Here is a 13,536-nt window from a genome sequence, read left to right on the forward strand (position 1 = left end):
GTCGGGACGCGGCCCGGGACGCGGGCCGGGGCGCGGGCCGGGGCGCGGGCCCGGGTCAGGCGAGCGCCCGTACCTCCTCGACGAAGTCGAGGACCGCGCGGCGGACCTCGTCGGCCGACCAGGACAGCGCCTCCGAGGCCACCGTCAGCTCCGTGACCGCCAGTCCGGGCGGCCCGTCAGCGAAGAACCGGCCGAAGAGCGCCGTCCGCGTGGACTCCGCCTGCCGCACCGCGGCCTCCGTCAGGAGGTCGGCCGCGTACGGCAGCCACACGTGGAACTGGTGCGTCGTCGGCACCTCCGGCACCAGCCGGAACCACGGCACCCCCGCCTCCGCGAACCCCGCCCGCAGCCCCTCGGCCACCACCTTCGCGTGCGCCACGTACCCCGGCAGCCGCGGCAGCTCCCGCTCCAGTCCGGCCAGCGCCGCCAGGGCCTGCGGGAACTGCCGGAACACCTGGCCGCCGTACCGGTGCCGCCACACCCGCGCCTCCGCCACCAGCGAGGCGTCCCCGGCCAGTGCGGCGCCCGAGAACCCGCCGAGGGACTTGTAGAACGACACGTACACGCTGTCCGCCAGGTCCGCGATCTCCGCGAGCGGCCGCCCGAAGTGCTCCGTGGTCTCCCACAGCCGCGCCCCGTCGAAGTGCACCACCGCCTCCCGCTCGCGGGCCGCCTCCACCAGCTCGGTCAGCTCCTCCCAGGAGGGCAGCAGGAAGCCGGGGTCGCGCAGCGGCAGCTCCACCATCAGGGTCCCGAACGGCTCGGGCAGCTCGCGCACCTCGTCGGCCGTCGGCTGCCGGGCCTCGGTCGTGGTGTGGACGACGCGCAGCCCCGACACGACGGAGAGGGCCTCGCCCTCCCACCGCTCCGGGTGGGACTCGGGGTGCAGGGCCACGACCGGGTTGCCGGTCCGGCCCGCCCAGCAGCGCAGCGCCACCTGCTGGGCCATCGTGCCGGAGGGGAAGAACGCCGCCGCCTCCTTGCCGAGGAGCTCCGCGACCCGGCGCTCCAGCTCGGCCACGACCCCGTCGCCGTACTTGTCGCCCGGCTCGTCCAGGTCGTAGCCGCGCTCCGCCCAGGCCGCCAGGTCGGCCAGGTGCTCGCCCAGGCTCCGGTCCACCACGTTCTGGTTCAGGATCCGCTCGGCCGCCCGCCAGGCGGCCCGGCGCCGCCGTGCGGCGGCCTCCTCGGCGTCCGGCTCCGCGCCGAGGCTCCCCTCCGCCACGTCCGCCACGTCCCCCACTCCGTCCCCCGCATCCTCTGCGCCCTCGCGCCGCGCGTCCGTCATACGGCCGATCATCACCCGCCCGGGGCGGGCCCGGCCACGGAAATTCCGGCCGGGGGGCCAGCGGCTAGCATGGCGACGTATCGTCCGGTACCCCCCGCGGACTGGAACGGAAGGCCCGCCCCGCGTGAACCCAACCCAGCAGCCCCGCCCCGCCCGGCTCACCGTCGGAGTCGTCGGCGCGGGCCGTGTCGGCCCCGCCCTGGCCGCCTCGCTCCAGCTCGCCGGGCACCACCCGGTCGCCGTGTCGGGCGTCTCCGACGCGTCCCGGCGCCGGGCCGAGGCCCTGCTGCCCGGAGTGCCGCTCGTACCGCCCTCCCAGGTGCTGGAGATGGCCGACCTGGTGCTGCTGACCGTCCCCGACGACGCCCTGCCCGGGCTCGTCGAGGGCCTGGCCGCCACCGGGGCCGTCCGTCCCGGGCAGCTGCTCGTGCACACCTCCGGCCGGTACGGCACCGCCGTCCTCGACCCCGCACGCCGCGCCGGCGCGCTGCCGCTGGCACTGCACCCCGCCATGACGTTCACCGGAACCTCGGTCGACGTGCAGCGGCTCGCCGGCTGCTCCTTCGGGGTGACCGCCCCCGAGGAACTGCGGCTCGCCGCCGAGGCCCTGGTCATCGAGATGGGCGGCGAGCCGGAGTGGATCGCCGAGGAGGCCCGGCCGCTGTACCACGCGGCCCTCGCCCTCGGCGCGAACCACCTCGTCACGCTCGTGGCCCAGGCCATGGAACTGCTCCGCAAGGCCGGTGTCGGCCACCCCGACCGGATGCTCGGCCCGCTCCTCGGCGCCGCCCTCGACAACGCCCTGCGCTCCGGTGACGCGGCCCTGACCGGGCCGGTCGCGCGCGGCGACGCCGGCACGGTCGCCGCGCACGTGGCGGAGCTGCGCAAGCACTCTCCCGCCAGCGTCGCGGGCTACCTCGCGATGGCCCGCGCCACCGCGGACCGCGCCCTCGCGCACGGGCTGCTCAAGCCGGAGCTCGCCGAGGACCTGCTCGGCGTGCTCGGCTCCGGCACGTCCGACCACGAGGTCGCCCCCGGCGCGCCGGGTACCCCCGCGGGGCCCGCCGCGACCGACGGCACCGGGGACCCGGACGGCTCCGGCGGCCCGGCCGGCGGCTCCGGCAGCGCCGGCCCTCCGGGCGGCCCCGGTCCGGACGACGACCCCGACGGCCGCCACGGCCCCAACGGCCCCCAGGGAGGGGAACGATGAACCGCCAGCTCCCGCCGGTGCTCCGCACGGCCGCAGAGCTGCACGCCCTGCGCGCCGACGCGAAGGGCCGCCGCACCGTCGTCATGACGATGGGCGCCCTCCACGAAGGCCACGCCACGCTCGTCCGCACCGCCCGGGACCTCGCCGGCCCCGACGGCCAGGTCGTGGTCACCGTCTTCGTCAACCCGCTCCAGTTCGGCCCGAACGAGGACCTCGACCGCTACCCCCGCACCCTCGACTCCGACGTCGAGATCGCGGGCGCGGCCGGCGCCGACGCCGTCTTCGCCCCCGGCGTCGACGAGGTCTACCCGGGCGGCGAGCCGCAGGTGCGCGTCACCGCCGGCCCGATGGGCGACCGCCTCGAAGGCGCCACCCGCCCCGGCCACTTCGACGGCATGCTCACCGTCGTCGCCAAGCTGCTGCACCTGACGCGCCCCGACACCGCCCTGTTCGGCCAGAAGGACGCGCAGCAGCTCGCCCTCATCCGGCGCATGGTGAGCGACCTGAACTTCCCGGTCGAGATCGTGGGCGTGCCGACCGTCCGCGAGGGCGACGGCCTGGCCCTCTCCAGCCGCAACCGCTACCTGTCGGAGGCCGAGCGGGGCACCGCCCTGGCCCTCTCCCGCGCCCTGTTCGCCGGCCGCGACCGGCTGGCCGCCCAGTACGCCCTCGTCGCGCGCGCCTCCAGCGCGCCCACCACCGACGAGCGGGCCGCCGCCCTCGCCAAGATGGGCGAGTCCCGGGCCTCCGCCGACGCGCACGCCGTGTCCGTGGCCGCCGCCGGACTGCCCGCGGCCGTCCGCGCCGCCGCCGGGGCCGTCCTGGCCGACGCGGCCGCCGCCGAACCGCCCCTGGCCCTCGACTACGTCGCCCTGGTCGACCCCGCCACCTTCACCGAGGTCCCCGACACCTTCACCGGGACGGCCGTGCTGGCCGTCGCCGCGAAGGTCGGCACGACCCGGCTCATCGACAACATCCCCCTGGAATTCGGCCCCGTGGACGCCGTCGGAACCGCAGCCGCGACCGCCGCCCCGCCCTCGGGGGACCGTACGGCAGACGGAGCACACCTGTGAGCAGCACCGGCCGCACCCCGGCCCTCAGAGCCACCGGCCCGGGTACGGGCACCGCCACCGGCATACGCCTGCACGCCCCCGCCCCCGGCTGGGCGATCGAGGCGGACGTCGTGGTCATCGGCTCCGGCGTCGCCGGCCTGACGGCCGCGCTGCGCTGCGCCGCCGCCGGCCGCCGTACGGTCGTCGTCACCAAGGCACGGCTCGACGACGGCTCCACCCGCTGGGCCCAGGGCGGCATCGCCGCCGCCCTCGGCGAAGGCGACACCCCCGAGCAGCACCTGGACGACACCCTGGTCGCCGGCGCCGGACTGTGCGACGAGAACGCCGTACGACTCCTGGTCACCGAGGGCCCCGACGCGGTGCGCCGCCTGATGGCCGCCGGCGCCGAGTTCGACCGCGACGCCACCACCGGCGAGATAGAGCTGACCCGCGAAGGCGGCCACCACCGGCGCCGCATCGCGCACGCCGGCGGCGACGCCACCGGCGCCGAGATCTCCCGCGCGCTCGTCGAGGCCGTCCACGCCTCCGGCATCGAGACCGTCGAGAACGCCCTCGTCCTCGACCTCCTCCAGGACGCGGCCGGCCGCACCGCCGGCGTCACCCTGCACGTCATGGGCGAGGGCCAGCACGACGGCGTCGGCGCCGTCCACGCCCCCGCCGTGATCCTGGCGACCGGCGGCATGGGCCAGGTCTTCTCCGCCACCACCAACCCCGCCGTCTCCACCGGCGACGGCGTCGCGCTCGCGCTGCGCGCCGGGGCCGAGGTCTCCGACCTCGAATTCGTGCAGTTCCACCCGACGGTGCTCTTCCTCGGGCCCGACGTCGAGGGCCAGCAGCCGCTGGTCTCCGAGGCGGTGCGCGGCGAGGGCGCCCACCTCGTCGACGCGGACGGGGTCCGCTTCATGGTCGGGCAGCACGAACTCGCCGAACTGGCTCCCCGCGACATCGTCGCCAAGGGCATCATGCGCCGCATGCAGGAGCAGGGCGCGCAGAACATGTACCTGGACGCCCGGCACTTCGGCGCCGCGATGTGGGAGCAGCGCTTCCCCACCATCCTCGCCGCCTGCCGCGCCCACGGCATCGACCCCGTCACCCAGCCGATCCCGGTCGCCCCCGCCGCGCACTACGCGAGCGGCGGCGTACGGACCGACCTGCGCGGCCGGACCACCGTCCCCGGCCTCTACGCGTGCGGCGAGGTGGCCTGCACCGGCGTCCACGGCGCCAACCGGCTCGCCTCCAACTCCCTTCTGGAGGGCCTGGTGTTCGCCGAGCGCATCGCGGCGGACATCGCCGCCCGCGCCGCCGCCGGCGAACTCACGTCGGCCGGCCCCGGCATACCCGTGCCGTCCACCGGCCCGCTGCTGCCCGGCGACGCCCGCTTCGAGGTGCAGCGCATCATGACCGAGGGCGCGGGCGTGCTGCGCTCCGCCGACAGCCTCCAGGACGCGGCCGACGCGCTGGAGTCCCTGTACTGCCGCGCTCTCAACGAACTGGAGACGCACGGCAAGACGGCCGAGCCCGGCACCGACACGTGGGAGGCCACCAACCTCCTGTGCGTGGCCCGGGTGCTGGTCGCGGCCGCCCGCCGCCGCGAGGAGACCCGCGGCTGCCACTGGCGCGAGGACCACCCCGACCGCGAGGACGCCGCCTGGCGACGCCACATCGTCGTACGGCTGTCGGCGACCCGGCGGCGCGCGCTGGTCGTCGCGACGACCCCGACGGCGGACTTCCCGCCGGTGGACGGGCCCTCGGCCCTGGTGCCGGTGCCCGAGGAGCGGCCCGACCGGCGCTCCGACTGCAGCGAGCGCCCCGGGCGCTCCGAAGAGACTTCCGTACGCCACCCCCTGACGCAGGAGCAGTGACCGTGAGCACCCCCGAACTCCCCCTTGTGCAGAACGAAGAGGGCTGCGGCGACGACTGCGCCTGCGGCCCCGCCGAGTCCGGCCTGGACCCGGCCCTCGCGCAGCTGCTGGCCGACGCCGGCCTCGACCCGATCGAGGTCGAGGACATCGCCCACATGGCGCTCTCCGAGGACCTCGACGGCGGCGAGGACGTCACCACCGTCGCCACCGTCCCCGAAGACGCCGTCGCCACCGCCGACTTCACCGCCCGCGAGGCCGGCACGGTCGCCGGCCTGCGGATCGCCGAGGCCGTGCTGTCGGTCGTCTGCGAGGAGGCGTTCGAGGTCGAGCGGCACGCCGAGGACGGCGACCGCGTCGAGCCGGGCCAGGTCCTGCTCTCCGTCACCGCCCGCACCCGCGACCTGCTCACCGGCGAGCGCAGCGCCCTGAACATCCTGGGCCGGCTGTCCGGCATCGCCACCGCCACCCGCGCCTGGGCCGACGCGCTGGAGGGCACCGGGGCCCGCGTGCGCGACACCCGCAAGACCACGCCCGGCCTGCGGGCCCTGGAGAAGTACGCGGTCCGCTGCGGCGGCGGCGTCAACCACCGCATGTCGCTCTCGGACGCGGCCCTGGTCAAGGACAACCACGTGGTGGCCGCCGGCGGCGTCGCCCAGGCCTTCGAGGCCGTCCGCGAGATGTGGCCGGACCTGCCCATCGAGGTCGAGGTCGACACCCTGCACCAGGCCCGCGAGGTCATGGACGCCGGTGCGGACCTCATCCTGCTCGACAACTTCACGCCGATGGAGACCGAGGAGGCCGTGATCCTCAACAAGGAGCACAACAAGGGCCGCGCGGTCCTGGAGTCCTCCGGCCGCCTGACCCTCGACAACGCCCGCGCGTACGCGGAGACCGGCGTCGACTACCTCGCCGTGGGCGCCCTCACGCACTCCGCGCGCGTCCTCGACATCGGCCTGGACCTGCGAGAGGCAGCGCGCTGATGCTGCTCACGATCGACGCCGGCAACAGCCAGACGGTGCTGGGGCTCTTCGACGGCGAGGAGATCGTCGAGCACTGGCGCATCTCGACCGACCCGCGGCGCACCGCCGACGAGCTGGCCGTCCTGATGCAGGGCCTGATGGGCATGCACCCGATGCTCGGCAGCGAGCTGGGCGACGGGATCCACGGCGTCGCGATCTGCTCGACGGTGCCGTCCGTCCTGCACGAGCTGCGCGAGGTCACCCGGCGGTACTACGGGGACGTGCCGGCCGTCCTCGTCGAGCCGGGCGTCAAGACCGGCATCCCGATCCTGACCGACCAGCCGAAGGAGGTCGGCGCCGACCGCATCGTCAACGCGCTGGCCGCCGTCGAGCTGTACGGGGGCCCGGCGATCGTCGTCGACTTCGGTACGGCCACGACGTTCGACGCGGTGTCGGCGAAGGGCGAGTACCTCGGTGGGGTCATCGCGCCGGGCATCGAGATCTCGGTCGAGGCGCTCGGGGTGCGCGGCGCGCAGCTGCGCAAGATCGAACTGGCCCGGCCGCGCAAGGTGATCGGCAAGAACACCGTCGAGTGCATGCAGTCCGGCATCGTCTACGGCTTCGCGGGCCAGGTGGACGGCGTCGTCACCCGCATGACCCGGGAACTCGTCGGTCCCGACGGGGACCCCTCCGACGTCCGCGTCATCGCCACGGGCGGCCTGGCGCCGATGGTCCTCGGCGAGTCCACGGTCATCGACGACCACGAGCCGTGGCTGACCCTGATCGGCCTGCGGCTCGTGTACGAGCGGAACGTGGGCGCGTTCTCGTAGCGTCCGGCCCCCTGCCGGGGCGGGCGGTTGAGCCGCCCGCCCCGCCGGGCGCCGACGTCGGTGGGGCGCCGGCGGCCCGCCCGCCGTGGCCCCGGGGAGCGCCGCCCCGGCCCGTCCGCCGCCCGCCGCGCCGGGAAGCGCGTGGTCAGGGGATTTTGTCCGATTAGCGCGTATCTTCTGGACATGCCCACGCCCTACGGATCCCGCGGCGGCATGGCCTTCAGCGCTGCTGAGCTGGTCGTGCTCCGGCGGTCCCTCGCCCATGCCCTCCACTCCGGAACCGACCGGGCCCTGGCGCCCGGGGAGGTCAAGGACTGCCTGCGGCTCGCGCAGGCCCTCGACGACGCCGTGGGTGAGGCCGAGCGGCTCAGAGCCTTCCTGCTCGACGACCTGCGCCGGTACCGGGATGCCCTGCCCGGGAGCCTGGGCGGGTACCTCGAGCTGCTCCAGGACGCGCTGGCCGCCGGGTACCAGCCGGTGCCCGACGACCTCGCCGCCCTGCGCGCGCTGCGCGGCAACCGGGTCGCGGCCGCGCTGCTGCAGCGCTGCCAGGTGCTCGCCGAGAAGGCCGTACGCGCCAAGCTCGGCGCCGCCCTCACCCGCCCCCAGCCGGCGCTGGGGGTCCCCCCGGCGCCGCGGCTGCGACTGCTGGCCCTGCCCGGTGGCGGGGAGCGGCGCTCGCAGCCCGATCCGAAGCCCAGGCCCGACCCGGCCCCCGCCGAGCCCAAGGCGCCGCGGCCCGACCGGCCGATCCCGACGCCCGGCGAGGTCTTCCCGCCACGGCGGAAGCCGGCGCCCCCTGCCGAGGGGCGGGCCGCAGGGTAGCTACGCTGAGGGGCATGGACTACGTATCCGCGCTCGTGCCCCCCATCGTGATGGCCGCGTTCTTCATCGCCCTCGTCGTGACGATCGTGAAGAGCCAGGGCGGCGCCAACAAGGCGAAGGAAGACGCGGCCGTCGACGCCGCGCTCGCCCGCGCCGAGGCGACCCGGCAGGCCAAGAGCTAGCTCCCTTCCCTTCTCGTTCTCCCCCACGGGCCCCGCCTCCTTGCGGCGGGGCCCGTCGGCGTTCGCCGGTCCGCCCGGGACGGCTCGGCCTTTCGCGGGGTGCGGCGATTTCGTCGCGCGAATAGCCGGGCAATTTTGGACATCTCGCACTATGGTGCTGGTGTGCCTCGCCCCTTGGGAGAACTCGAAGACGCCGTCATGACGCGGGTGTGGCAGTGGAACCGCCCGGTCACAGTTCGGGAAGTGCTGGAGGACCTCCAGAAGGAACGGTCCATCGCGTACACCACCGTGATGACCGTTATGGACAATCTCCATCAGAAGGGCTGGGTCCGCCGGGAAGCCGAAGGCCGCGCCTATCGATATACGGCGGTCTCCACCCGCGCCGCCTACTCGGCCGCACTGATGAACGAAGCCTGGCAGACGAGCGACAACCCGGCCGCCGCCCTCGTCGCCTTCTTCGGCATGATGTCGCCCGAGCAGCGGGAGGCGCTGCGCGACGCCGTACGCATCGTGCAGCCCGCCGAGGACGCCGACGGCGCCGGGGCCTCCGACGAGGGCGGCCGGGGCGATGCCGGCGCACCGCCCGGGGAGGCGGGGCGATAGCGTCCCCCCATGGACGCACAGCATGGCGATTCGCATCCGGAGGACTTTCCCGGTGCGAATGCAAAAGCCGTAACGATCCGGCGGGCCCGCACCACGGATGTGGCCGCCCTGCGCCGCCTGCTCGACCAGTACGTGAGCCAGCGCATCCTGCTCGACAAAGCCCCGGTGACCCTTTACGAGGACATCCAGGAGTTCTGGGTCGCGGAACGCGAGGTCGACGGCCGGGTCGTGGGGTGCGGCGCCCTCCACGTCATGTGGGAGGATCTCGCCGAAGTCCGCACACTCGCGGTCGACCGCGAGCTGAAGGGCGCCGGAGTCGGGCACCAGCTGCTGGACAAGTTGTTGCAGACCGCCCGCTGGCTCGGCGTGCGCCGGGTTTTCTGCCTCACCTTCGAAGTCGACTTCTTCGCGCACCACGGCTTCGTCGAGATCGGCGAGACGCCGGTCGACACCGATGTCTACAGTGAGCTCCTGCGTTCCTATGACGAGGGCGTCGCCGAGTTCCTGGGTCTCGAACGGGTGAAGCCGAACACCTTGGGCAACAGCCGGATGCTTCTGCACCTCTGAACGAGTGCGGGAAGCAGTCCCGCGATCACACCCCGTTCGTACCGGCTATTCCGCCCGGGCGGCCCGGCCGTGGCCTATGTCCGAATCGCGTGCGTTTCCCGTCGTGTGGAGCTCCTGAACCTCTCCCGGGGGTTTGTGTTTTCCAGGCAAAAGCGGTTTCCTTTCCGCGTACTGCATTTTCGATGAAAGGAAATCCGGTGGCACAGAAGGTTCAGGTCCTTCTTGTCGACGACCTCGACGGTGGCGAGGCGGACGAGACCGTGACGTTCGCGCTGGATGGCAAGTCCTACGAGATCGACCTCACCACCGCCAACGCGGACAAGCTCCGCGGTCTGCTCGAGCCTTACACCAAGAGCGGGCGTCGCACCGGCGGCCGGGCGGCCGCGGGCCGTGGAAAGGGTCGTGCCGCTTCCGTGGCCAGCCCCGACACCGCCGAGATCCGCGCGTGGGCGAAGGCGAACGGCTTCAACGTGAACGACCGCGGCCGCGTGCCCGCCGAGATCCGCGAGGCCTACGAGAACGCCAAGGGCTGACCCGCCCGAGCGGGGTTCCCGGCACGGGCCAGCCGTGCGCGGTGGCATTCGGTCGCCGCGGCGCCCGCCAGCCGGGCCAGATCGGGAGCCGCCCCGGCCGCGCCGGGGACTCCCCGGCCGGTCCCGCCGCCCACGGCGGCCAGGGACGGCAGCAGTGCCTCGCAACCCGGCTCCGGGGGCCGTAGCCAGACGGCGGCCCCCGCCGGGTCACCCCCGGCCGGGCCGGGGGGCTCGGGGGCGGTGATCCGGCCGCCGGCCCCGAGGGCGGTGAGGTCCAGTGCGACCCCGCCCCATTCCAGCCATTCGAGCAGCCCCGGCAGCTCGTCCGCGCTCCCGGCGGCCACCAGGAGCCGCATCCGCCGCCCCATCAGGGCCACGGGCCCGGTCGGCACGCCGCGCCGCAGTACCGCGTAGCCCGCGTCCGCCGGGAGCTCCAGGACGTCGAACCGCACCCCGGTCAGCAACTGGACGGGCGGCCCGCCCGGCACCGGCTCGGCCACCGGCCAGCCGAGCACGTGCGCGTACCAGTGGACGAGGGCCGCCTGGGCGGCACCGGACCGGTACGGCGCACCCAGCGGCGCGCGGGGCGGCGGGACGGTGAGGGCCATGCCCAAGCAAACTCCCGAAACGCCCGCGGGTTACGCACCGTGCGCCGGAGGGTGCGGAGCGTGAACTTCCGCCGGAGGGTGTCCCGCATTTGAGACGCAACTGTGTTCGCCCGTAGCGGAGGGAACCGGTGTGGAGGGCATGGAGTGTCGGTGCCGACGGGTAAGACATTCCTAGTGGATCGGGGCGACAGGCTGATTAACCCGGCTCCCGTTCGCCATCGGCGTACTCGTGAGACGGGTATCTGTCTGGCCTGCGGGAACATCGTCTCGCACCATCGGGTTAGAGCAGTTGTCGGCTGTGCAGGGCGGGTTTTCCCCAACGACGGGGGTGAGCCGTGGACGGATGTCGGCAGTTGGAATGAGCTGTCCCGCCCCGCGGGACTAGCATGCGGAAGGACAGGGCGGGGACCGACCCCGAACTGCCCGACCGCTCTGAGGAGCGAATAACGATGTTCGAGAGGTTCACCGACCGCGCGCGGCGGGTTGTCGTCCTGGCTCAGGAAGAAGCCCGGATGCTCAACCACAACTACATCGGCACCGAGCACATCCTCCTGGGTCTGATCCACGAGGGTGAGGGTGTCGCCGCTAAGGCCCTGGAGAGCCTCGGGATTTCGCTCGAGGCTGTTCGCCAGCAGGTCGAGGAGATCATCGGGCAGGGCCAGCAGGCGCCGTCCGGTCACATCCCCTTCACCCCGCGGGCGAAGAAGGTCCTGGAGCTGTCGCTCCGCGAGGCCCTCCAGCTCGGCCACAACTACATCGGCACCGAGCACATCCTGCTCGGCCTGATCCGCGAGGGCGAGGGCGTCGCCGCCCAGGTCCTCGTGAAGCTGGGCGCCGATCTCAACCGGGTCCGTCAGCAGGTCATCCAGCTGCTCTCGGGCTACCAGGGCAAGGAGACCGCCACCGCCGGCGGCCCGGCCGAGGGCACCCCCTCGACCTCGCTCGTCCTGGACCAGTTCGGCCGCAACCTCACCCAGGCGGCCCGCGAATCCAAGCTCGACCCGGTCATCGGGCGCGAGAAGGAGATCGAGCGGGTCATGCAGGTGCTGTCCCGCCGTACCAAGAACAACCCGGTCCTCATCGGCGAGCCGGGCGTCGGCAAGACCGCCGTCGTCGAGGGACTGGCGCAGGCCATCGTCAAGGGCGAGGTGCCCGAGACCCTCAAGGACAAGCACCTCTACACCCTGGACCTCGGCGCGCTCGTCGCCGGCTCCCGCTACCGCGGTGACTTCGAGGAGCGCCTGAAGAAGGTCCTCAAGGAGATCCGCACCCGCGGCGACATCATCCTGTTCATCGACGAGCTCCACACCCTCGTGGGTGCGGGTGCCGCCGAGGGCGCGATCGACGCCGCGAGCATCCTCAAGCCCATGCTGGCCCGCGGTGAGCTGCAGACCATCGGCGCCACCACGCTGGACGAGTACCGCAAGCACCTGGAGAAGGACGCGGCCCTCGAGCGCCGCTTCCAGCCCATCCAGGTCGCGGAGCCCTCGCTGCCGCACACCATCGAGATCCTCAAGGGTCTGCGCGACCGCTACGAGGCCCACCACCGGGTCTCCATCACGGACGAGGCCCTCGTCCAGGCGGCCACCCTTGCCGACCGGTACATCTCGGACCGCTTCCTGCCGGACAAGGCGATCGACCTGATCGACGAGGCCGGCTCCCGGATGCGCATCCGCCGGATGACCGCGCCGCCGGACCTCCGCGAGTTCGACGAGAAGATCGCGGCCGTCCGTCGGGACAAGGAGTCCGCGATCGACTCCCAGGACTTCGAGAAGGCGGCTTCTCTCCGCGACAAGGAGAAGCAGCTGCTGGCGGCGAAGACCAAGCGCGAGAAGGAGTGGAAGGCCGGCGACATGGACGTCGTCGCCGAGGTCGACGGCGAGCTGATCGCCGAGGTCCTCGCGACCGCCACCGGCATCCCGGTCTTCAAGCTGACCGAGGAGGAGTCCTCGCGTCTGCTGCGCATGGAGGACGAGCTCCACAAGCGCGTCATCGGCCAGAAGGACGCCATCAAGGCGCTTTCCCAGGCGATCCGCCGTACCCGCGCGGGGCTGAAGGACCCCAAGCGTCCCGGTGGCTCGTTCATCTTCGCCGGCCCCTCGGGCGTCGGTAAGACCGAGCTCTCCAAGACGCTGGCCGAATTCCTGTTCGGCGACGAGGACGCGCTGATCTCCCTCGACATGTCGGAGTTCAGCGAGAAGCACACGGTTTCCCGCCTCTTCGGTTCGCCCCCCGGTTACGTGGGCTACGAGGAGGGCGGCCAGCTCACCGAGAAGGTGCGCCGGAAGCCGTTCTCCGTCGTCCTCTTCGACGAGGTCGAGAAGGCGCACCCGGATATCTTCAATTCCCTGCTGCAGATCCTGGAGGACGGTCGCCTGACCGACTCCCAGGGCCGCGTCGTGGACTTCAAGAACACGGTCATCATCATGACGACCAACCTGGGTACGCGCGACATCTCGAAGGGCTTCAACCTCGGCTTCGCGGCCACGGGTGACGTCAAGACGGGCTACGAGCGGATGAAGGCCAAGGTCAACGAGGAGCTGAAGCAGCACTTCCGCCCCGAGTTCCTGAACCGTGTCGACGACACGGTGGTCTTCCACCAGCTCAGCCAGGAAGACATCATCCAGATCGTCGACCTGATGATCGCGAAGGTGGACGAGCGCCTCAAGGACCGCGACATGGGCATCGAGCTCAGCGGCGAGGCCAAGATCCTCCTGGCCAAGCGCGGCTACGACCCGATCCTGGGTGCCCGCCCGCTGCGCCGGACCATCCAGCGCGAGATCGAGGACATCCTCTCGGAGAAGATCCTCTTCGGCGAGCTGCGCCCCGGCCACATCGTGGTCGTCGGCACGGAGGGTGAGGGCGAGACCGCCAAGTTCACCTTCCGCGGCGAGGAGAAGTCCGCCCTGCCGGACGTGCCCCCGATCGAGGCCACGGGCTCCGGCCCGGACCTGAGCAAGGGCGCGTAACGCCCGCAGGCACAGCCCGACGGGGCG

At 73.1% G+C, this 13,536-nt stretch carries 13 protein-coding genes; 11 read left to right on the forward strand and 2 right to left on the reverse strand.

All coding sequences use genetic code 11. The annotated features are described in order from the left end of the window. Positions 1 to 55: 55 nt before the first annotated feature. Complete coding sequence (locus tag IF43_RS0114550) at positions 56 to 1,288, reverse strand: low specificity L-threonine aldolase (protein WP_107048485.1); 1,233 nt, start codon at positions 1,286 to 1,288, stop codon at positions 56 to 58. A gap of 124 nt (positions 1,289 to 1,412) precedes the next feature. Here IF43_RS0114550 and IF43_RS0114555 point away from each other — a divergent pair, with 124 nt between their 5' ends. The 10 genes from IF43_RS0114555 (at position 1,413) to IF43_RS0114600 (ending at position 9,932) form a co-directional block, all read left to right on the forward strand. Then, positions 1,413 to 2,498: a Rossmann-like and DUF2520 domain-containing protein gene (locus IF43_RS0114555; protein WP_051795311.1), complete on the forward strand. Its 1,086-nt coding sequence runs from the start codon at positions 1,413 to 1,415 to the stop codon at positions 2,496 to 2,498. Further along, entirely contained in the window at positions 2,495 to 3,571 is a 1,077-nt protein-coding gene (gene panC, locus IF43_RS0114560; protein ID WP_051795314.1) for a pantoate--beta-alanine ligase, read from the forward strand. The genes IF43_RS0114555 and panC overlap by 4 nt, the downstream gene beginning before the upstream one ends. After that, a complete protein-coding gene (locus tag IF43_RS0114565) occupies positions 3,568 to 5,433 on the forward strand; it encodes an L-aspartate oxidase (protein ID WP_078910152.1) in 1,866 nt (621 codons plus the stop codon). Before panC ends, IF43_RS0114565 begins: the two co-directional genes overlap by 4 nt. Before the next feature lie 2 nt (positions 5,434 to 5,435). Next, the gene (gene nadC / locus IF43_RS0114570) at positions 5,436 to 6,413 is read left to right on the forward strand and encodes a carboxylating nicotinate-nucleotide diphosphorylase (protein WP_030199734.1); all 978 of its coding nucleotides are present in this window, start codon (positions 5,436 to 5,438) and stop codon (positions 6,411 to 6,413) included. After that, on the forward strand, positions 6,413 to 7,222 hold the full coding sequence (locus IF43_RS0114575; protein ID WP_030199736.1) for a type III pantothenate kinase: 810 nt from the start codon (positions 6,413 to 6,415) through the stop codon (positions 7,220 to 7,222). The genes nadC and IF43_RS0114575 overlap by 1 nt, the downstream gene beginning before the upstream one ends. A gap of 183 nt (positions 7,223 to 7,405) precedes the next feature. Next, entirely contained in the window at positions 7,406 to 8,047 is a 642-nt protein-coding gene (locus IF43_RS0114580; RefSeq protein ID WP_078910153.1) for a hypothetical protein, read from the forward strand. A 14-nt stretch (positions 8,048 to 8,061) separates the two neighbouring features. Continuing rightward, positions 8,062 to 8,229: a hypothetical protein gene (locus IF43_RS42120; RefSeq protein WP_030199741.1), complete on the forward strand. Its 168-nt coding sequence runs from the start codon at positions 8,062 to 8,064 to the stop codon at positions 8,227 to 8,229. Between the two features lie 162 nt (positions 8,230 to 8,391). After that, positions 8,392 to 8,832: a BlaI/MecI/CopY family transcriptional regulator gene (locus tag IF43_RS0114590; protein ID WP_030199743.1), complete on the forward strand. Its 441-nt coding sequence runs from the start codon at positions 8,392 to 8,394 to the stop codon at positions 8,830 to 8,832. A gap of 9 nt (positions 8,833 to 8,841) precedes the next feature. Further along, the gene (locus IF43_RS0114595) at positions 8,842 to 9,399 is read left to right on the forward strand and encodes an amino-acid N-acetyltransferase (RefSeq protein WP_078910154.1); all 558 of its coding nucleotides are present in this window, start codon (positions 8,842 to 8,844) and stop codon (positions 9,397 to 9,399) included. A 197-nt stretch (positions 9,400 to 9,596) separates the two neighbouring features. After that, a complete protein-coding gene (locus IF43_RS0114600) occupies positions 9,597 to 9,932 on the forward strand; it encodes an Lsr2 family protein (RefSeq protein WP_030199749.1) in 336 nt (111 codons plus the stop codon). Here the strand turns inward: IF43_RS0114600 and IF43_RS0114605 are convergent. Next, on the reverse strand, positions 9,911 to 10,540 hold the full coding sequence (locus tag IF43_RS0114605; protein WP_030199750.1) for an SCO3374 family protein: 630 nt from the start codon (positions 10,538 to 10,540) through the stop codon (positions 9,911 to 9,913). The genes IF43_RS0114600 and IF43_RS0114605 overlap by 22 nt on opposite strands. Before the next feature lie 449 nt (positions 10,541 to 10,989). Here IF43_RS0114605 and IF43_RS0114610 point away from each other — a divergent pair, with 449 nt between their 5' ends. Beyond that, on the forward strand, positions 10,990 to 13,509 hold the full coding sequence (locus tag IF43_RS0114610) for an ATP-dependent Clp protease ATP-binding subunit (RefSeq protein ID WP_030199753.1): 2,520 nt from the start codon (positions 10,990 to 10,992) through the stop codon (positions 13,507 to 13,509). Positions 13,510 to 13,536 lie beyond the last annotated feature (27 nt).

It is taken from the genome of Streptomyces sp. NRRL S-87 (assembly GCF_000719335.1).
Lineage (GTDB): Bacteria > Actinomycetota > Actinomycetes > Streptomycetales > Streptomycetaceae > Streptomyces.

Coding starts and splice junctions, on each gene's coding strand:
- IF43_RS0114610 (WP_030199753.1), top strand. CDS start 10,990: ATGTTCGAGAGGTTCACCGACCGCGCGCGGCGGGTTGTCGTCCTGGCT.
- panC (WP_051795314.1), top strand. CDS start 2,495: ATGAACCGCCAGCTCCCGCCGGTGCTCCGCACGGCCGCAGAGCTGCAC.
- IF43_RS42120 (WP_030199741.1), top strand. CDS start 8,062: ATGGACTACGTATCCGCGCTCGTGCCCCCCATCGTGATGGCCGCGTTC.
- IF43_RS0114580 (WP_078910153.1), top strand. CDS start 7,406: ATGCCCACGCCCTACGGATCCCGCGGCGGCATGGCCTTCAGCGCTGCT.
- IF43_RS0114550 (WP_107048485.1), bottom strand. CDS start 1,288: ATGACGGACGCGCGGCGCGAGGGCGCAGAGGATGCGGGGGACGGAGTG.
- IF43_RS0114575 (WP_030199736.1), top strand. CDS start 6,413: ATGCTGCTCACGATCGACGCCGGCAACAGCCAGACGGTGCTGGGGCTC.
- IF43_RS0114595 (WP_078910154.1), top strand. CDS start 8,842: ATGGACGCACAGCATGGCGATTCGCATCCGGAGGACTTTCCCGGTGCG.
- IF43_RS0114605 (WP_030199750.1), bottom strand. CDS start 10,540: ATGGCCCTCACCGTCCCGCCGCCCCGCGCGCCGCTGGGTGCGCCGTAC.